General features: G+C 53.5%; 22 protein-coding genes (1 of these 22 cut by a window edge). 18 read left to right on the forward strand and 4 right to left on the reverse strand.

Annotated elements, in window-relative coordinates; translation table 11 throughout:
- The 3 genes from M8T91_RS17165 to hutI form a co-directional block, all read right to left on the reverse strand.
- Positions 1-460: the 5' portion of an RNA polymerase sigma factor gene (locus M8T91_RS17165; protein ID WP_301415442.1), read on the reverse strand. The gene continues 44 nt to the left of window position 1, outside the view; only the first 460 of its 504 coding nucleotides appear in the window; the start codon lies at positions 458-460; its stop codon lies beyond the left edge, outside the window.
- A gap of 270 nt (positions 461-730) precedes the next feature.
- Positions 731-1,699: a formimidoylglutamase gene (gene hutG, locus M8T91_RS17170; protein WP_301415443.1), complete on the reverse strand. Its 969-nt coding sequence runs from the start codon at positions 1,697-1,699 to the stop codon at positions 731-733.
- Positions 1,683-2,912 carry an imidazolonepropionase gene (hutI, locus tag M8T91_RS17175; RefSeq protein ID WP_301415444.1) on the reverse strand — a complete coding sequence of 410 codons (1,230 nt, stop codon included), beginning with the start codon at positions 2,910-2,912 and terminating at the stop codon, positions 1,683-1,685. Before hutI ends, hutG begins: the two co-directional genes overlap by 17 nt.
- Positions 2,913-3,102: 190 nt before the next feature.
- On the opposite strand from hutI, the gene hutC reads away from it, so the two are divergent.
- The 5 genes from hutC (at position 3,103) to M8T91_RS17200 (ending at position 8,410) form a co-directional block, all read left to right on the forward strand.
- Positions 3,103-3,813, forward strand: coding sequence for a histidine utilization transcriptional repressor HutC (gene hutC, locus M8T91_RS17180; RefSeq protein ID WP_301415445.1), 711 nt, complete (start codon positions 3,103-3,105; stop codon positions 3,811-3,813).
- 87 nt (positions 3,814-3,900) lie between these two features.
- Complete coding sequence (gene hutU, locus M8T91_RS17185; protein WP_301415446.1) at positions 3,901-5,577, forward strand: urocanate hydratase; 1,677 nt, start codon at positions 3,901-3,903, stop codon at positions 5,575-5,577.
- 117 nt (positions 5,578-5,694) lie between these two features.
- Positions 5,695-7,245 carry a histidine ammonia-lyase gene (gene hutH / locus M8T91_RS17190; RefSeq protein ID WP_301415447.1) on the forward strand — a complete coding sequence of 517 codons (1,551 nt, stop codon included), beginning with the start codon at positions 5,695-5,697 and terminating at the stop codon, positions 7,243-7,245.
- Positions 7,246-7,534: 289 nt separating this feature from the next.
- Entirely contained in the window at positions 7,535-7,855 is a 321-nt protein-coding gene (locus tag M8T91_RS17195) for a hypothetical protein (RefSeq protein ID WP_301415448.1), read from the forward strand.
- Between the two features lie 99 nt (positions 7,856-7,954).
- The gene (locus M8T91_RS17200) at positions 7,955-8,410 is read left to right on the forward strand and encodes a hypothetical protein (protein ID WP_301415449.1); all 456 of its coding nucleotides are present in this window, start codon (positions 7,955-7,957) and stop codon (positions 8,408-8,410) included.
- A gap of 227 nt (positions 8,411-8,637) precedes the next feature.
- On the opposite strand, the gene M8T91_RS17205 is transcribed toward M8T91_RS17200, so the two are convergent.
- Complete coding sequence (locus M8T91_RS17205) at positions 8,638-9,783, reverse strand: aminopeptidase (RefSeq protein WP_301415450.1); 1,146 nt, start codon at positions 9,781-9,783, stop codon at positions 8,638-8,640.
- Between the two features lie 83 nt (positions 9,784-9,866).
- On the opposite strand from M8T91_RS17205, the gene M8T91_RS17210 reads away from it, so the two are divergent.
- The 13 genes from M8T91_RS17210 (at position 9,867) to M8T91_RS17270 (ending at position 18,625) form a co-directional block, all read left to right on the forward strand.
- A complete protein-coding gene (locus M8T91_RS17210; RefSeq protein WP_301415451.1) occupies positions 9,867-10,100 on the forward strand; it encodes a hypothetical protein in 234 nt (77 codons plus the stop codon).
- 103 nt (positions 10,101-10,203) lie between these two features.
- Positions 10,204-10,404 carry a DUF3149 domain-containing protein gene (locus tag M8T91_RS17215; RefSeq protein ID WP_301415452.1) on the forward strand — a complete coding sequence of 67 codons (201 nt, stop codon included), beginning with the start codon at positions 10,204-10,206 and terminating at the stop codon, positions 10,402-10,404.
- Between the two features lie 551 nt (positions 10,405-10,955).
- Positions 10,956-11,351, forward strand: a complete 396-nt coding sequence (locus tag M8T91_RS17220) for a hypothetical protein (protein ID WP_301415453.1) — start codon at positions 10,956-10,958, stop codon at positions 11,349-11,351.
- A 137-nt stretch (positions 11,352-11,488) separates the two neighbouring features.
- Positions 11,489-12,259, forward strand: a complete 771-nt coding sequence (locus tag M8T91_RS17225) for an alpha/beta fold hydrolase (RefSeq protein ID WP_301415454.1) — start codon at positions 11,489-11,491, stop codon at positions 12,257-12,259.
- A gap of 674 nt (positions 12,260-12,933) precedes the next feature.
- A complete protein-coding gene (locus M8T91_RS17230; RefSeq protein ID WP_301414874.1) occupies positions 12,934-13,191 on the forward strand; it encodes a hypothetical protein in 258 nt (85 codons plus the stop codon).
- A gap of 543 nt (positions 13,192-13,734) precedes the next feature.
- Positions 13,735-14,124: a peptidase associated/transthyretin-like domain-containing protein gene (locus M8T91_RS17235; RefSeq protein ID WP_301415455.1), complete on the forward strand. Its 390-nt coding sequence runs from the start codon at positions 13,735-13,737 to the stop codon at positions 14,122-14,124.
- 81 nt (positions 14,125-14,205) lie between these two features.
- Positions 14,206-14,421 carry a hypothetical protein gene (locus M8T91_RS17240; RefSeq protein WP_301415456.1) on the forward strand — a complete coding sequence of 72 codons (216 nt, stop codon included), beginning with the start codon at positions 14,206-14,208 and terminating at the stop codon, positions 14,419-14,421.
- Between the two features lie 115 nt (positions 14,422-14,536).
- A complete protein-coding gene (locus tag M8T91_RS17245) occupies positions 14,537-15,001 on the forward strand; it encodes a GNAT family N-acetyltransferase (protein ID WP_301415457.1) in 465 nt (154 codons plus the stop codon).
- Positions 15,002-15,102: 101 nt separating this feature from the next.
- Positions 15,103-15,822: an alpha/beta fold hydrolase gene (locus M8T91_RS17250; protein WP_301415458.1), complete on the forward strand. Its 720-nt coding sequence runs from the start codon at positions 15,103-15,105 to the stop codon at positions 15,820-15,822.
- A gap of 11 nt (positions 15,823-15,833) precedes the next feature.
- Positions 15,834-16,196, forward strand: a complete 363-nt coding sequence (locus M8T91_RS17255; protein ID WP_301415459.1) for an ankyrin repeat domain-containing protein — start codon at positions 15,834-15,836, stop codon at positions 16,194-16,196.
- A 618-nt stretch (positions 16,197-16,814) separates the two neighbouring features.
- Entirely contained in the window at positions 16,815-17,294 is a 480-nt protein-coding gene (locus tag M8T91_RS17260; RefSeq protein WP_301415460.1) for a hypothetical protein, read from the forward strand.
- 124 nt (positions 17,295-17,418) lie between these two features.
- Positions 17,419-17,805, forward strand: coding sequence for a hypothetical protein (locus M8T91_RS17265; RefSeq protein ID WP_301415461.1), 387 nt, complete (start codon positions 17,419-17,421; stop codon positions 17,803-17,805).
- Between the two features lie 115 nt (positions 17,806-17,920).
- Entirely contained in the window at positions 17,921-18,625 is a 705-nt protein-coding gene (locus M8T91_RS17270) for a hypothetical protein (RefSeq protein WP_301415462.1), read from the forward strand.
- The last annotated feature ends 5 nt before the right edge of the window (positions 18,626-18,630 follow it).

Here is an 18,630-nt window from a genome sequence, read left to right on the forward strand (position 1 = left end):
CGCGGTTGAGGCGCACTGCAACATTGGATTCACTGATCCCCAAGACTTCGGAGATCTCCGCATAACTCAACCCCTCCAATCGCAGCGTCAAAGTCTGGCGCAGCACCAGCGGCAATCCCCGAATCATATACAGCAAGCGCTCCCAGTCCCGCTGTGCGGCCAGGTTCTCGGCCGGGCCGGGCCGACTATCCTGTAGATTCAGCAACTCTTCCTCGCCACTATGGTGCGGCTTGCGCCTGGATAGCTCAGTGACGCAGCGGTTGTGGGCAATACGGTAGACAAAGGTCTTGAGACTGGCCTCGCCGCGAAATGCAGGCAGGGCCCGCCACAGACCCAGCCAGATTTCCTGTAACAGGTCTTCCCGTTCCGCAGCAGTGCGCACATAGCTGCGTGCAACGCGGGAAACCCCCTCGGCGTAACTCGCCAGTGCCTGCTGAAATAATTGATCCCGCCGTTCCACCGCTAGCTCCATTATCTACAGGGACTACTGTATCGGTGGCACGGAAAACATTACAAAATTGTGCTGGATGGATGCACTGTTTTACAGTGCCCCCACCACTGCACAAGGCAATGGGCATGCACGGGTTAGTCCAAGCCCCAAGGCAACACGCTGCATGGGGCTTACACTGGCGGACTCTCGCCGGGTAATACCAAGCCCAATCTCAGAGCGCCCACAACCAGTGGCAGCAGCGCCCTGCTGCCACACTGCATTTTCCGTGCAGCTTTTTATTTAGTCGGGCTGGCGGCCGCGCGCGGCTCCGTTGGCCATCTGGAAACCGAGGCGGGCGGCTGTGCGCGCGGCATGGTCTTCAATATCGAAGTAGGGATTGAACTCCGCCATATCCGCAAGACAGACCTTGTTGGAATCCAGCACCGTATCCAGCAGAATTTCGAGCAGCTCAAGGGGCACACCGCGGCCTGAGGGTGCGCTGACAGCGGGCATCACTGCTGCAGGCAGAACATCCAGGCATACCGTGAGATAGACAAAATCCACCCTGTGGATAAAAGCGCGAATCTGTGCCTGGACATCATCGAGATTCCAGCAATTGATTTCGCGGTCGCGAATCACCTCGGCACCCAGCGCATCCCCGCGGTGATACAGTGCCGGCGTATTGGCATTATCCGCTGCACCCACGCACAGGTAGTTGAAGGGGCGGCCGTTGATGTCGCACTGTTCGGCGATTTGATAGAAGGGGGTGCCGGAAGAGCCCTTGGGGGCGGGAATGCGCAAATCCAGGTGGGCATCGAAATTGATAATGCCCAGGGTCTTTTCCCGATGCTGCTCGCGCATCCAGCGGGCGATGCCCTGATAACTGCCGAAAGCAATCTCGTGGCCCCCGCCCAACACCAGGGGGAAGTGGCCGTTGTCCAGCAACTCACTGATTCGCGCCCCAAGCAGGGATTGCCCGGATTCCAGGTCTTCCCGTTGCACACATACGTTACCGGCATCGTACAGCGGCAGGTCAAAGGTGGCCGGCAGATTGGCCATGGCCAGACGCAGGATGCGCGGACCCTTGGCCGCACCAATACGCCCTTTATTCCTGCGCACCCCTTCGTCGGAGGCAAAGCCGAGAATGGCGATACCGGGGGGGTTGTCCAAATGCAGGGGCGAAATACGCTGGTGCCAGCGCTCTCCCGCAGGACCGTCCTCTGTGTCCGTGCGACCGCTCCACAAACGCATATCAGCCAGCTGTAACATCTCTGCCCCCCAGGAAAATCTGTGCGGGTTTCAATGCACCCACTTCATAAGCCAGTTGATCCGGGGTATCCATCGGCCACAGCACCATATCCGCGCGCAACCCCGCATGCAGCACTCCGCGGGAACAGCAGAGCCCCAGGGCCCGCGCCGCCGCGCGGGTTACACCGGCCAGCGCTTCGGCGGGTGTAAGGCCAAACAGGTTGCAGCCCATATTCATCATCAGGCGCAGTGAGGCAATCGGGCAACTGCCCGGGTTCAGGTCGGTGGACAGGGCCATATCCACCCCGGCCTCGCGCAACCTGTCCACAGGGGGCAACTGGGTTTCATGCAGTGTATAAAAAGCCCCCGGCAACAAAACCGCTACCGTGCCGCTCTCGGCCATGGCCAGCACATCGGCATTACTGATGAACTCTATGTGATCCGCCGAAAGTGCCCCGGCCGCAGCCGCCATGGCAGTGGCGCCGGTGTGGGCCAGCTGCTCGGCATGCACCTTCACGGGCAGGTCGAGTTTCCCGGCGGCATCAATCACGCGCTGACACTGCTCCACCGAAAAACCAATGGTCTCGCAAAACATATCCACCGCATCGGCCAGTTGCTCGCGTGCCACCGCCGGCAATATCTCATCGCAGATCAAATCGATATAGGCATCTGCGCGACCATCGTACTCCGGCGGCAGGGCATGGGCTGCCAAACAACTGGTGACAATTTCCACCGGGTTGTGACGGGCCAGGCGGCGGGCGGTGCGCAATTGCTTGAGTTCGGTGTCCAGGTCCAGGCCGTAGCCGGATTTGATTTCCACCGTGGTGGCCCCTTCGGACATTAGTGCCCGCAGGCGCGGCTCCGACAGGCGGTACAGCTGCTCGGCGCTGGCCGCCCGGGTGGCGCGCACCGTGGAGAGAATGCCACCGCCGGCGCGGGCCACAGCTTCATAACTTTCCCCCCCCAGTCGGCGGGCGAACTCAGAGGCGCGGTGACCGCCGTAAACCAGGTGCGTGTGGCAATCGATCAAGCCCGGAGTCAACCACTGGCCTTCGCCATCAATGACAGTATCCGCAACAGAGTGAGGCAGCTCCCGGCGCGGTCCCAGCCAGACAATCCTGCCACCGGTAACCGCTAGCGCGGCATCCTCGACAGCGCCGTAGGCCCCCGGCATGGAAGGGTCCATGGTAGCGGCGTGAACATTGGTAATCAGCAAGTCACAGCGTTGTATCATAAGTGATTGAGCGGCGCGCTTTTCCTTGTTAAATCATAGATGCCCCGCCCGGGGCCGGGTGAACTTCGGTTGGGCAGCCTACCGGCCAGCCCGCCGGCTTGACAGTCACCCTGCCGGCTATCATAGTGGCTATTCCCTTTATTGTATATACAACCCTATACAAGTGATACAGCACGGCGTCCCTGAACCTATGAATCCCACAAGCGAACCACGTTACGCCGCCATTAAACGCCACATCCGCCAGCAGATAGAAAGCGGGGCATGGCCGGTGCACTCCCAGGTGCCCTCGGAAAACCAGTTGGCGCAGGCGTTCAGTGTCAGCCGAATGACGGCGCGGCGCGCCCTCAGTGAACTGACCGAAGCACAGGTATTGATGCGTACCCAGGGGCTGGGCACTTTTGTCGCCGAACCGGTTCCCGCCGGCTCCCTGCTGGAGGTACGCAATATTGCCGATGAGATTTCTGCGCGCGGACACAGCTACAGCAATCGCATACTGCTGGCGCAACAGAGCATGGCCAGCGCCGAGATAGCCCGCGCACTGGGGCTGCCCGAACAGGCAAAGGTGTTCCACTCCATTATTGTGCACTGCGATAACGAGGTACCGATCCAGTGGGAGGAGCGGTTTACCAACCCGGCCCTGGCACCGGGGTATTTGCAGCAGGATTTCGCCAGTACCACCCCCAATGCCTATCTTTCCAGGGTTGCGCCATTAACAGAGGCAGACACCACCGTGGAGGCCATCGCGGCAGAGGCCGCTATCGCCTGCGCCCTGGAAATTACCCCCGGCGCAGCCTGTCTGCAGGTTTGGCGGCGCACCAAAAGCAGCGCCGGCACCGTGAGTTTTGCGCGTCTTGTGCACCCAGGCAACCGCTACCGCCTGGGGGCACAACTGCGATTCTAGTGGCGGATTGGCCCCGAGCGCACAAAAAAACCGGCACGCCATCGCCGGGTGTATACAGATTTAACCAACAGTTTTTGCGAGGAAAACATGTCTAACGAGAAACGCCACGACCCCCGCCGCCATATCCGCGCACCCCGGGGCACAAAGCTGAATGCCAAGAGCTGGCTGACCGAAGCACCGCTGCGCATGCTGATGAACAACCTGGATGCGGAAGTGGCGGAGCGCCCGGAAGACCTGGTGGTGTACGGCGGCATCGGCCGCGCCGCGCGGGACTGGGATTGTTTTGACAACATTGTCGCGGTCTTGAAGCGCCTGGAAAACGACGAAACCCTGCTGGTGCAATCGGGCAAACCCGTGGGTGTATTCAAAACCCACATCGATGCACCGCGCGTGCTGATTGCCAACTCCAACCTGGTACCCCACTGGGCCACTTGGGAGCACTTTAACGCGCTGGATAAAAAAGGACTGGCAATGTACGGCCAGATGACCGCTGGCTCCTGGATCTATATCGGCTCCCAGGGCATCGTACAGGGCACCTATGAAACCTTTGCCGCAGTTGCACGCAAGCATTTTAACGGCGAAGCGACCGGCAAGTGGATTCTCACCGGCGGTCTCGGCGGAATGGGTGGCGCCCAGCCCCTGGCAGCGACCATGGCCGGTTTCTGTATGATTGCGGTGGAGTGCGATGAAACCCGAATCGATTTTCGCTTGCGCACCGGCTATGTCGATAAAAAAGCCACCCGCCTGGACGAAGCCCTGCAGATGATCGAGCAGGCACAGAAAAACAACCAGGCCCTTTCTGTTGGCCTGCTGGGTAATGTTGCGGATATTTTTCCGGCGCTGGTCCAGCGCAATATCCTGCCCGATGTGGTTACCGACCAGACTTCTGCACACGATCCGTTAAATGGCTACCTGCCCAAAGGCTGGTCCCTGGAATACGCCGCTGAAATGCGTAAAAAAGACGAAGCGGCAGTCGTCAAGGCAGCCAAGCAGTCAATGGCCATTCAAGTCGAAGCCATGCTGGAACTGCAAAAACGCGGCGCCGCCACACTGGATTACGGTAACAATATTCGCCAGATGGCCCTCGAAGAAGGAGTTGAAAATGCCTTCGACTTCCCCGGCTTTGTGCCCGCCTATATCCGCCCGCTATTCTGCGAAGGGATCGGCCCTTTCCGCTGGGCGGCCCTGTCCGGCAACCCGGAAGATATTTACAAAACCGATGCCAAAGTTAAAGAACTGATCCCCGACAACCCGCAGCTGCACAACTGGCTGGATATGGCCCGCGAACGCATTCATTTCCAGGGGCTGCCCGCGCGTATCTGCTGGGTGGGCCTGAAGGACCGCGCGCGCCTGGCGCTGGCGTTTAACGAGATGGTCGCCAGCGGCGAGTTGGAGGCACCGGTTGTCATCGGTCGCGATCACCTGGACAGCGGCTCGGTGGCCAGCCCCAACCGCGAAACCGAAGCCATGCTGGACGACTCCGATGCCGTTTCCGACTGGCCGCTGTTGAACGCTTTGCTGAACACGGCCTCCGGCGCCACCTGGGTGTCTATCCATCACGGCGGCGGTGTGGGCATGGGCTTTTCCCAACACGCCGGCGTTGTCATTGTGTGTGACGGTACCGAAGCCGCGCGAAAGCGCATTGAACGCGTACTGTGGAACGATCCCGCCACCGGTGTCATGCGCCATGCCGATGCCGGTTACGACCGCGCAAAACACTGTGCAAACGCCCAGGGCCTGGATCTGCCCATGTTAAATGACTGAAGGTTTCACGCAGTACACACGCGTACCGGCGCAACAATGGCACACCCGGGCAACTTTGTTTCAGGTTGTGGTTTAACCGGCACTGCAGAGTAAATTTAAATTTTGGTGACTGAAGATATGTATCATCTGGAAATCGAACCCGGTCAATTGAGCCTGGCACAATTGCGCCGGGTTGCGCGCGAGCCGGTTCGGCTCTCCCTGGCGGCATCTGCCTATCCCGCTATCAAGACCGCCGCCCACACCGTCGCCCAGGTAATTACCGAGGGGCGCACCGTATATGGCATCAATACCGGTTTTGGCCTGCTCGCCAATACGCGCATCGAAAAACACGATCTGGAAACGCTGCAGCGCGCCATTGTACTGAGCCACGCCGCCGGCACCGGCAGCTTTATGAGTGAGGCAGCCGTGCGTCTGCTGATGGTATTGAAAATCAACTCACTCGCACGGGGTTTTTCCGGGGTGCGCCCACTGGTGATCGAGGCGCTAATGCAGCTGATCAATGCCGGCATTTACCCGGCCATTCCGGAAAAGGGTTCCGTGGGGGCTTCCGGTGACCTGGCACCGCTCGCCCATATGAGCGTGGTGTTGCTGGGAGAGGGCGAAGTCTTTATTCGCGGCGAGCGCAAAAGCGCACGGGAGGGGCTGCAGCGCGCCGGCCTGGAGCCCATTACCCTGGCCCCGAAAGAGGGGCTGGCCCTGCTGAACGGCACCCAGGCTTCCACCGCGTTTGCCCTGCTCGGCCTGTTTGCCACCGAAGACCTGTTCGCAGGTGCGCTCGTAGCCGGCGCCATTACGCTGGAGGCCGCCAAGGGCTCGCGCCGCCCCTTCGACGACCGCATCCACGCCGCTCGCGGCCAGCAGGCACAGCGGGATGTCGCCGCCGCTTATCGCGAATTGTTGGGCGAGCGCAGCCAGATCGGCGACTCGCACCTGTCCTGCGACAAGGTGCAGGACCCCTATTCCCTGCGCTGCCAGCCCCAGGTCATGGGCGCCTGCCTGCAGCAGATGCGCTTTGCCGCCGAGGTGTTGCTGGCCGAAGGCAACGGGGTATCCGACAATCCATTGGTGTTTACCGACGAGGACACCCCGGAAAACACCGATATTATTTCCGGTGGCAATTTCCACGCGGAGCCCGTGGCCATGGTGGCCGATAACCTGGCGCTGGCGCTGGCGGAAATCGGCGCCCTGTCGGAGCGCCGCATGGCACTGTTGATCGACAGCAGCCTGTCGGGCCTGCCGCCTTTTCTGGTGGAAAATGGCGGGGTCAATTCTGGTTTTATGATCGCCCAGGTAACTGCCGCGGCGTTGGCCAGCGAGAATAAATCCCTCGCGCACCCCGCCAGCGTGGACTCCCTGCCCACGTCCGCCAACCAGGAAGACCATGTTTCCATGGCCACCTTTGCCGGCCGCCGCCTGCGGGACATGGCCGATAACACCTGCGGTATCCTCGCGGTGGAAATGCTGGCCGCCTGCCAGGGGCTGGATTTTCGCGCCCCATTGAAAACCACGCAAAAGCTCGAGGAAGCCAAGGCAAAACTCCGTGAGCAGGTGCCCTTTTACGACAAGGACCGCTATTTTGCCCCGGACATTGAAATAGCCAGGCAACTCTTCAGCCAGGGCAGCTACCTGCAATCCATAGACCCCTCACTGCTGCCCAGCGGCCACTAAACGCCCACCGGCAGCTCAAGATCCGGTCTGCCGGGTATGGATCCGGGAGCACAGGGCGCCCCCTGTGCTCCCTGCCTGTGCTGACCGGGCTGATGGTCGGCCTACGGGGCGGACCCTATGCTTCCAAGCGCTGAGCCCAGGGTGGGAGCCGGTTCCCCGCCTCCCCATAGCAACCCCAGCGGTCAGTGGAATGCGGTAGAACATTTTTTGCTCTTTATGATGAATTTCACGCCAAAAGTGCTAGGCTGAACAATAGAAGTCTCACCTGCCAACTGGCGTGGAGGTCTCCATGAAACCGCTGCCCAGACGGCTGCTTGGTGGCTCTGGCTATGGGCTGGCCATGACCGCCGGCCTCTCCCTGTTGGCCTGTAGCGGCACTGGCGCCCCCTGTGCAACCGGCTGCCCAAGCAGTTATTACAACTGCGACACTGATTACTATTCACCGGCCCGCCACTATTCGAACCGCGCGTGTGGCAATCGGCAATACCGCAGTGTCGATGGGAGCGGTGGCCTCCGTCATCGGACACCCCCTCTGGCACTCTACCGGGGCTCTCCCACCCCTTACCCACCCGACCTGCCCGATCCGCCCAAGCGCGCCAGACCGTACTGACCATGCATTTCTGTGTCTGCCTGGCTGGCACACAAAAGGGGCTTGGCCCCACCGGCAAAGCCTCCCCGGGGGGAAACTTTGCTTACCGGAGAATGCACTATGAATAGAGCTGTTAAGACGGTGATCACCATCACCACGGTATGCACGGCCCTCGCCCTGGGTGCCTGCGCAACCGATGGCTATTACGGTGGAGGCTACTACTACACCTCCTCCTACAGCTATCCCTACGCCACTCCCAATTACTACCCATCGAGCAACGTTTATCTCTCCTACCGGACACCGGTTTACCAGTACTACCGGTTCACACCACGCTACCGTTACTATTATGTCGGTGCCTACCCCTACTACCGCGGTGTGCCCGCCTTTCGCGGCAACGCCCGCTACCGGGCCAGACATTACTACCGCGGTCTGCCCTACTACAACCGCTTCTACAGCCCACGCTCATCCCACCTGCGCTACCGCGCTTACCATCGCGGGTATCGCGGCTACCATGGGCACCGTGGATATCGCGGCTATCGGGGCCATCACGGGCACCATCACCACGCAAGGTACTAGCATTCAGCGATCCGTGTTCCCAACCCCCCCACCAGTGCGCATCCGCGGTGGTGGGGGTAACAACACAACTATGAGGCCATGGGCAAACAAAACCCCTGCAGAGAAACCCCTGTCGGGGGTGATTCCGGCCCGATTCCCCGTTTTTCCGCAACTGTTCACGTCACTCCGCTTTCTACTTCCTGACCCTGCGGGATTCCCAGCCGCGCCATAATCCGGTACCCGGTCCGCTAGCCTTTCCCGGCCATACACGCGTCAACAGGGTATGCTGCCTCTGCCCGTTCGCCCGAACGGGAGCGGCGATATATGGCCCCGAGCTGGCGCAGTCTCTGCGCTCTCTCAACGGTATCCAGGGCTCCCAGGCGCTGGGCAGCAGTGTAAAAGGCTTCCCAGCTGCCGCTTTCAAGATACAGCTGGCGAAACGCGGGCACCTGGGACTCATACTCGGCGGCCAGCGCCAGGGTGGCATTGTTGGTTTTTTCTATATACACCCGATAGCGTTCGGGATTGGGCCAGTCGGCAGATATTGTCCGATAACACCGCCGCAGGCGCCTGAGTACCTGCGCTTTCTGGTCCCGCTTGAGATCGACCGGTTGCGAAGTGCGGTAAATGGATTCCAGCTGTCTGCGCGCCGTCAGCATCAGTTGCCGCACGGCCATTGTCTCGGTGCGCAACTCGGTGGCGGAACTGGTCAACCCCTGACTTTTAAGCCAGTCTGGCACGGCGATTTCCGAGACCGCCGTGGCGAAACTTTCATTGAACTGGGTATCTCCGGGAATATACACGCGCCTGTGTGCCAGCTCGTGAAACAACAGTCCCGCCAGTCTCTCCGGGGACCAGTTCACAAAGCTCGACAATGCCGGGTCATCGAACCAGCCGAGTGTACTGTAGGCAGGTACTGCGCCCAAATACACATCATACCCCTGCGCGCGCAGTTGAGCGGCCTTGGCCACCGCAGCGGATTGACGGAAATAGCCCCGGTAGCTGGCGCAGCCCGCTATGGGATAACACCAGCGCTTGGGAACAAGGGAAAATTCAGGGGCGGCGAACACATTCCAGATGGGATACTCACTGTCGAGGGCCACATAGGTAGCGTAAGCTTCGCCCACCGGCAGCCGCAACTCCCGCGCGGCGTAGGCCCGTATGTCCTGTATCAAGCGCAACTGCGCAAGCAGATGTGCGTCGGTGCCGGGCTCCTCAAGCAACGCCGCGATCGACTGTCGGGCGGAGAGGATACGCCACTGGCCGGCGGCAGCCTGTGAATAGTAAGCCACGGTTTCACAACCACCCAGTAGCACCGCTGCAACGATCAGTGCCCAGGCACGCAAAGCCCCGGAGTGCTTAGGCAACTTCGGGGTGGCAATACTGATATACACTCTTTTTCCTGTTTGCGTTTTTCTGAGGTTTTACAACCTGCGCATCCATTTCCACCCGGTCACAGGTCTCCAAAGGGTATAGCATGGTACCGGTCAACGCAGCCCTGACGGTCTTTGCACTGGTGTTCGCCGCCATTGCCTGGCTGCGGCTGCTGCGCATCGGCTTTGCCGATGGCAACCTGAGCGGATTGCTGGCCCTGTTTTTACCACCACTGGCGCTGTTATTACTCCTGCCCCGTTGGCGCGAAGAGACAGACCTGTTCCTGCTGGCAGGTGCTTCCTGCGGCAGCCTGCTGCTGGGGCAGTGGCTGCAGTGACTGCTTGTGTCGGGGAAAACCACACCCGGGTTGATCCAGGTCAAGGCGCCCGCGCATCCGGGCCATACACTGTATGGGTAAAAAATTGACGCAGGAGAGAGAGATGGGAGCTTTAGTGGATCTATTTACCAGCTTTTCCGGCCTGCTCAGCCTGGCCGTTATTGGGTTCATGCTCCTTATGGCGGTTTTCCTGTTTCGCTGGGTTGGCAACAATGTGAGAAAGTCACTGGCAGAGCAGGAACGCAGGACACAGGGTTCTAAATCCAGCCCCGACAAGCAGACTGACACCGCCGTGTCTCTCTGAAGCCGAGATCCCTACCTAAGCGGTGCCGTGGTTGCAATGGATTGCGGGCTTATAACCCTGGCAATTCCCGCCACAGCCCGAAAAAAGCCGCAAGCCAGCTCAAACAAAATACATTGCGCCATTACCGTATGGCATCAACAGGCAAGGGCAGAAGTACCTGTTGTACAAGATCATTCACTCAGGCACATACGCGCAAAAGCACTGGCCCCGCCTGTGAGACTCCAATTGTTTGGCCAGGGTCACTGCCGGCAACAATGATGGCAAAGAGGAAGTTTAGCAAGCCAAACCGTGCGCTGCTTAACCTGCGCCCTGAGCATCCCATTGCACGATCACTCCCCGCAACAAGCAGGACCAGCTTACACCTGACCAAAGAGCGTGAATAACAACCAGCCCCCACCTTACCCGAGCAGATCACAAGCTGCCTGGATACTATCTTGCCAAGTCAGATTATCGACGTAAACTTCGGACCGACATCTGGACGCAGAAATGCTTCCGAGAAAGTAATCAGGATATTCGTTACCATGGCGGATAGTATATAAACGCCAAGTCTTATGATCCCAAAAATCGCCATATTTTATCTCATTGTTTTTATTACGTTGATTACCCTGAGATGGATGCGGCCAAACATTGTCACCCTTGCAGCATTCAGCTGGTTTGGTCCATTTCCAGAGGAAGGAGAGCTTTTGTCCAGCTTTAAGGCGAAAAGAATAAGGTATGCTTTCGGCTGGATAGTTCAATTTGCAGCCTATTTTTCTCTCTTAACCATTCTTGGCGTCTACTTTAAAAGCTATTTCAGCGAGACATTTTTTCTCGTAGCCAGCTTTGCAGGAATAATTGGCGGAGGAATGGCGCTTCTAGCCTGTATCGGGTTCTCAGTCTCATGGCTTAAAACTATCATTATTGGCCCCAACCCTAAATGTGAGCGCCTGGCAGAATATGAAATATAAACTTAACCAAGCCAAACCTTCACCAGCAATGCCGGCTGGGCCTGTACTCCGCAGCTTCTTTGCTCCATTTCAGCCCGTGTTGGTGGCATTGGTTTTATTCAGTTCAGATCAATAGAGTTTCAGTTGGAAAGTGTTAGATGATTGACAAAAACGGCTATATAAACGTCAGCGGTTCGCCGATGTATTACGAGCTAGCCGGCAACCCTAATGGTGAGCCACTGGTACTGCTGCATGGAGGCCTGGGTTCGATCGGCGACCTGACGCCATTGTATAAATATATTGCTCCTGACTATTCATTAATAAGCATGGATTTTCGTGGTCATGGAAAGTCGCCATTGAATGGAGCCTCGCTGAGTTATGCACAGTACCAGAGTGATGTCCAAGAGGCGCTTTCTCACCTTGGTGTTAAACGGTACTCACTATTTGGTTTTAGTGATGGCGGCATTGTAGGTTACCGACTGGCGGCACAACAACCAGAGAGCGTTATTTGCTTGATCACACTTGGCTCACAATGGCGTTTAGAAGCTAATGACCCATCTATTGAGCTATTGCGTGGCCTAACAGCTGAGTTTTGGGCTGAAAGGTTTCCTGCTGATGTCGATTCCTACAACGCTTCCAATCCAAAACCAGACTTCAAGAAGCTTGTGGATGCAGTAAAAGCCGTGTGGCTTGATACTACAGAGTCTGGTTATCCGTGTGATTTGGTCGAAAGCATCACTTGTCCGAGCCTTATTATTCGAGGTGACAATGATTTTCTCTTCTCACTCAATGAGGCGGCATTATTAAAAACCAAAATATCCGGTGCTGACTTTGCCAATATTCCATTTACAGAGCATGCCTCTCATCAGGAGTCACCGGAGTTGGTGGGTACAATTGTGAAACAATTTCTTTCTCAGCAAAAAGCCTAACAAGTACCTAAGAGAGCAGGGGTGACTACCACCCCTGATATGCCGAAAATGGCTACGCAGCCGGTAGGAATGCAACTTGGTGTCGCCTAAAGCTTCATATTCATTGCAGTCTTTGCAAAAAGCGCATACCGTAGGTCTGCTGCCCTAGTGCCCAGCCACTTCACCGGCGCAGTCAAACAATAATAAATAGATAACCAATACCGCAACGATCATTTTTTACCCTGCGAGTCGCCCCATAACGGCAGCGCCCGCGAGGAATCCATACGCAAAACACATAAACAAAAAAAGGCCGCATCATGACCGCGTAAATGATAGAAAAACGCCACCCCCCGGTGAGGACACACCGAGAGATGGCTAACCCCAATAGATAAATAACCTATCTAGCGAGGCTGTCTTGAATGATACGCCATACACTCGTTCGTCTTCAATAAAGGTCTCCCTGAAGGCGCATTTTCCGAGTCACTCCGGCACCCGGCGGCCGAGTGTGCTATGGCGTTGCGTGATGATTGGTGTGGTCTTTTACTTTAGCCGCGCACCGCCTTTCTGGCTGCGCGCCCTGCATATTTCCCTTTGTTTTTTTCCACATGGACTACGCCTGCGGCGGGAGAAACCGCACAAAGCGCTGTGCTTTTTCTGCACCTTTCCGTCACAGGCGACTCAAGGAGCCTATAAAAATGCCTATATTACCCTGTCGATTGTTTCAGCCGGTGGAGCTGGGGGATTATTTTACCTTCACGCTGGTCGCCATCAAAGAGAACGCCGTAGACCTGCATATTGCGCCCGGTAGGGGTAACCAGGTGATGCGGGCTGTACGATTCCTGCAATGGTTGGACGAAACCTACCCACTGGATGCAGCCTGTGCGCTGGAGGAGGGGCCAATCGAAAAGCCCCCAGCCATTATCAGACCATTCAAGCCGCGACCCGATAAATAGACGGGGCCCTCAGAGTCAGAGCGAGCGTCTCGAAAACCTGTGCAGCCATAAGCAGCACCGCCAACGCTTACCTTCCTGTGCTGTCACGGCGGGGAGGTCAGCGCAGCCAATATGGCAAGCCAGTGCTTTTCTGCGCCGCACTGGTGGTGCTGTAAATACGCAAAGCTTGGTAGCTGCAGGCGGCGCTGCCGTGCCTGTACCGGAAAGGTGTGTCAACGGGAGAGAGGGAGAACGCTAAGCGATACGCCTATCCGGATAGTGGTGCAGTTTTACAGGCAATATGGCCAGATACGAGCCAGCATTTCGATCATTGTGACCGTTATTTTTGAGAGGCGGGTAGCTTTCCCTAAAAAGTGAATAAATCCAATGGGTTACATTCATGGGTGATTTTTGGGATACTGGTCGCAGTGATCATTATTCCAGGTGGTTCGATAATACCAATTTATCGTATCTGATTGATCCACAGTCATTTTTTAATCGTTTGGCGTGATAAGAATCCAGAAATACTGGTCATGGTGATCAGTATACAAATGTTAAATACCTATGAAGCATATCGCGTTGATAGCAACTTTCCTATTTTTGTATGGGTGTGCATTTCCTTACCCTCACAACAATTGGAAGACACCCAAATTCACTGGCGTTGTATTAAGTGCAAAGACAGGAGAGCCAGTTGCGGGCGCAAAAGTTTTCTATGAGTCCAAACCAGAGCTTTATGCAATAACTGATCAAAATGGTTACTACGAGCTGATGCCACAAAAGGAATTCGAGCTTTTTGCTGTGATACTTCCTACGGCACATCCTATACCCACAATGTTTAATTTGGTGGCAGTCTCCGAGGCAGGTAGTGCCATAGTTGAAACTGGGTCATGCATTGGCGATCCTGGCTTTGAGTGTAATGGACGCATACGAGAGGTAAATTTCAGTGTGCAGTAAAGCATTTAACAAGGCGCTGCTGTCGGACAAATTTTTCGCAGAGCGCGGCGTTATAGCTACCAATAGGATCGAGAGTACTTAATGTTCAAACAAATATGGAAAGGCTGGACTACAGCTGTTTCGGTTATCTTTACACCGCTGTTCCTGATTGTTTCCTTAGTTCAACCAAATGCCCCAGAAAGTATGCTTTTTGCAGCGCCATTGGTTCCTTTCATTGCAGCAGGGCAAGGTGTATTAATTGGGGCGCTTGTTTGTCTTGGTCTCAGGATCTTGGAGTTTAAAAATCAGTATGGGTGACATAAGCTCTAACAAGGCACTGTTGTTGCAGCCTTCGGCTGCTGGGACAGCCCACTTCTTGGCCCGCCCCAAAGTTTGGTGTTATTCATCAGCGCAACTCTAAACTGAGGAAAATATGGAGATTAAAGTAGACGATTTAACAGATCCAAGAATTGCCGATTTTTTGGAGGAGCACATAAGTGATATGAAATCGGTTTCTCCCCCTGAAAGTAAGCATGCATTGGACCTTGATGCATTAAAGGAGCCAGATATTACCTTCTGGTCTGTTTGGCAACAAGGTGACCTCATTGGGTGTGGTGCCATCAAGGAGCTTGATAAAACGCACGGTGAGATAAAATCCATGCGCACCTGCTCCTCAAAGCGTGGTTCTGGTATTGGTGCGTCTCTTCTAAAACACATTCTTGATGAGGCAGCACTAAGGGGTTATGAAAGGGTCAGTTTAGAAACGGGTTCAATGCCCTTCTTTGATCCAGCTCGTAAACTATATAGCAAATTCGGGTTCAATTTCTGCCAACCATTCGCTGACTATAAACTAGATGCCAATAGCGTCTTTATGGAGCTGAAACTACCAAATGCATAACAAGGCCAAGCAGGATCATGCAATGCAAAAAGCGCATTGTACTGGACGGCCTACACTGCGTTTCGTCCGCCCATGTTGGCAGCATTAAAAGGTATTTTAAATTGAAGCTCGTGCTATTGCCAGGATTGGATGGAACAGGGATATTATTTGAGACAGTGCTTCCTGAACTAGGTGAAATGAATGTTGTGAGTTTTCCCTTGCCTCATGATATTTCACAAGATTATGAGTCACTGTCTAATCATGTGGCACAAAGGCTTCCTGATGAAGATTTTATCCTTGTAGCAGAATCCTTCTTTGGTGGTATTGCGGCTGTTCTTTCGCGCAAAGAAATTCCACGTCTCAAGGGAATAATATTCTTAGCTTCATTTCTATCTGCACCGAAACAGCTCTTGGCACGTTTATGTTCACATCTTCCTATTGGGTACTTCGCGAGGCTCCCGTTATCTGGCGTTATTCATCGTTTGTTTTTCCTGGGCTGGGCTGCAGAGGACAACGAGATTGCATTGTTTAAGCGCGCAATAAAGGCCGCTCCTAATGGTGTGCTCAAAGCTAGGCTCAACGTAATTGCAAAGTGCCAATATGTTGGTTTTAGGTCAACTGTACCAACAGTGTATATTGGTGCCTCTAACGGTATGCTGATTCCGCCTCATATGAGGGAAAATTTCAAAGAAGCGTATCCGGGTGTTGAAATTACTGAGATTGAAGGGCCTCATTTTATGCTTCAGGCTCAGCCAAAGGTTAGCGCAGCTGCAATTATCGAGGTAGCACACCTTTTAATAAGTAAAGGCACTGGACGCAACAAAGCTGCGCCCGTGCTTTAGGCGTTAAATGTATGCGCACGATAGAAGAAATATACAAGGAAGTAGAGTCAACACCTGATTTTTCGGGGCATAAGATTTCTTTTGCCAACTATAGGAATGACTATGGGGATACCCCACTTCACATAGTCTGTAACTGGGGTGATTGCGAAGCGATTCAAGCATTGGTGTCTGAGGGCGCTGATCTAAACGCAATTGGTGAAACTGGCTTTACCCCTTTACACTGTGCTGCCGAGCAAAATAAGCCTGAAGTAATCAATCTGCTTATTAAACTTGGCGCTCAAATTGTTACAAATACAAACGGTGAAACACCGGTAGAGCTAGCTCAATATCTAGGTTGCATGGAGGCAGTCAGTGCATTCAACCAAAACATTTAACCATGCGCAGCATTCGCCCGCAAAGAGCGCGGTCTGGGACGGCCTCCACTGCGCCTTGCTTCGTTTCGGCCGCCCATGTGCGCGACGTTATATTTTCGCAGGATAGCCCGCACTTGCTATGAGAAAAATAGTTCGATCACCCCTTATGATGCATTTAAAAAAGGTAGAACCCATGGTTTTGGTCTACTGCTAGATGCTGTACTGAATGATCCGCACAAAATAAGAGTTATAGTTGTCGATAATCCAGAGGTACTGTTTTAGACTTGCTGGATTGGAGAAAATGTCCTGCACTGATTGGCCGTCGAGAATAAGCATGAAGAAATTCGCTTGTTGAGAAGCTTGGTTTCACCTATACCTCAGTATGCTTTAGTTGAAGCTGTCGAGCAAAAGCTTTCTGAAACAATTATTACTTTACTAGAGTTCGGCGCAGAAGTTATCCCCAGTGAAATCACGAGGGCACTAAACAATGAGTACTTTAGCCATAGTAAAAAATCGCTTGTTCGGCGGCACTTTATCCAGTTCAGGTATGAAATATAACATTCAAAGGCATGGGATAAAGTGCTGCGCACTTCACCCATACTTTAAACGTTATGATTTAAGCTAATTGAGATTTGTTCTATGAGAAAAATAATAATTCTTCTATATTCTACCATGCTTTCAGGCTGTGTTGCGTTACTACTTGCACCTGCTGTTATGAAAGCCAATGGGGATCACTTCAAAGAATTGGAGTCACCGTCCATCAATATGGGTGCGGTCTATATCTTTAGAAAGTTCAAATTAGTTGCATCGATTTACTGCCAACCATTTTCCATAAATGGGGAAAGAACCTCCTGCCTAAGAAATGGTGGATATATAAGACTGGAACTACAACCCGGTGAGCATGTTATTGGCTTTCCTAAGCGCGCTCTAGAGTTTGGTGAAGGTTTTGAGCAGAAAATTCTGGTAATTGGGGGCAAAACAAGTTTCTACGAATGGGGTACAGATATAGATAATATAAATTCTGTTGGAACCTCTACAAGCATGACATTTGTTGAATTTTTGATCGGACATACACAAGAATCGGCAGTTGCAATTTTAAAGGATCTAAGAAAATCATAACAAGACGTTGCAGAACGACGCCCAAAGCCGTGTGCCTTTTGTGGTACAAGTTTAGCGACCACAAACGGCGCTCAACTTTGGCTGCAGCTGAACGCAGCGTTTTGCATAAGGAGGAACATCGGCAGTGAAATGGATTTTGATCCTACTTTTTAATTTAACTCTTCTGGGCTGTTCTTTTTTGAATAACCCCTCAAAAGTGGTTGTTCTTAGAAAATCCGCCTACGATCATTGCCAAGCAACCTATAGCAATGAATTGGATCGAGCAAAGTGCATCAATCAAAAATACCTGCAAATATCTAAAGAGCATGGCATTCCATACCAAGATATCACCGAAATATCTAATGCAGTTCGTTTGAGCTTGGCATCCAAAATTGTGTCTAACTCTATCAGTCAAGAGCAAGCTAAAATAGCAATGGCTGGTGCTGGCTACATCCTAGATGCCGAGGAAGAAAATCGTAAGTACGCTAAAGGGGCTTACCCTAAAGAAAAGTGGCAAAGTCAGAATCAATAGATAGTAAAAATCAATAACGCAAACTTACCAATACAGTGCATTAAAGAGGCGGGCAATGTACTCTGTAGATAAAGGCGATCAATAGCGCCTGCGGCTGGACAAAGCACTGCGTGCTTTGTCCATTACCTTGGCGTTAGAAGTCATCATTATGTATCGATCCTTATGGATAATTTTTGTAACTGCATTCTTTTATTGTTGCTCTTTGAATCAAGAGAAACTTGCAGGAGAGTCCATATATTTCAAGCATAAAAATGATGATGTGTTCTGGGAAAATATTGTGGGCTATGGCAGATTTCAGAAGGAAGTTCTCCAGAAGCCTACATCTGTATATCACAGTGCCTTCGGTCATGGTTACTGTATGTCTGAAGAAGTAACATTTGAGGCCAAGAAATACCTTAAGGGAACTGGCTCTGATCTTATAGAGTTTGCACAAAACAAAATCGATTATTATCGCCCAATCGCTGAGGATATTGGATTTAGCGAGGCTGTACTATTTCTTTCAAAAAATGAGCATCGCGGAATATGGTCTACCCGTAGTGTAAGAATTGATAACTTTGAAGGAGAGTCTCGCATTTACAGGCCAATTGACATTATGCATTTTCTATCCTTTGAAAATTTAGAATCTCTGCATATAGAGTACAAAGAACCTTTTGAGTGGGGTGTAGAAATTGGCTTATTATCAGAACAAAACCTCGACAAACTGAAGGGCAAGGGCATTTTGTCTTATCGGCCAGATCCGCAGGACAAAAATGGTAACTTATACCTATTAGAAATGTATAAATATATTAGTGTTGAGGCACTGCTAAGCAATGATTTCTAACAAGT

This window comes from Microbulbifer sp. MI-G, assembly GCF_030440425.1.
Lineage (GTDB): Bacteria > Pseudomonadota > Gammaproteobacteria > Pseudomonadales > Cellvibrionaceae > Microbulbifer > Microbulbifer spongiae.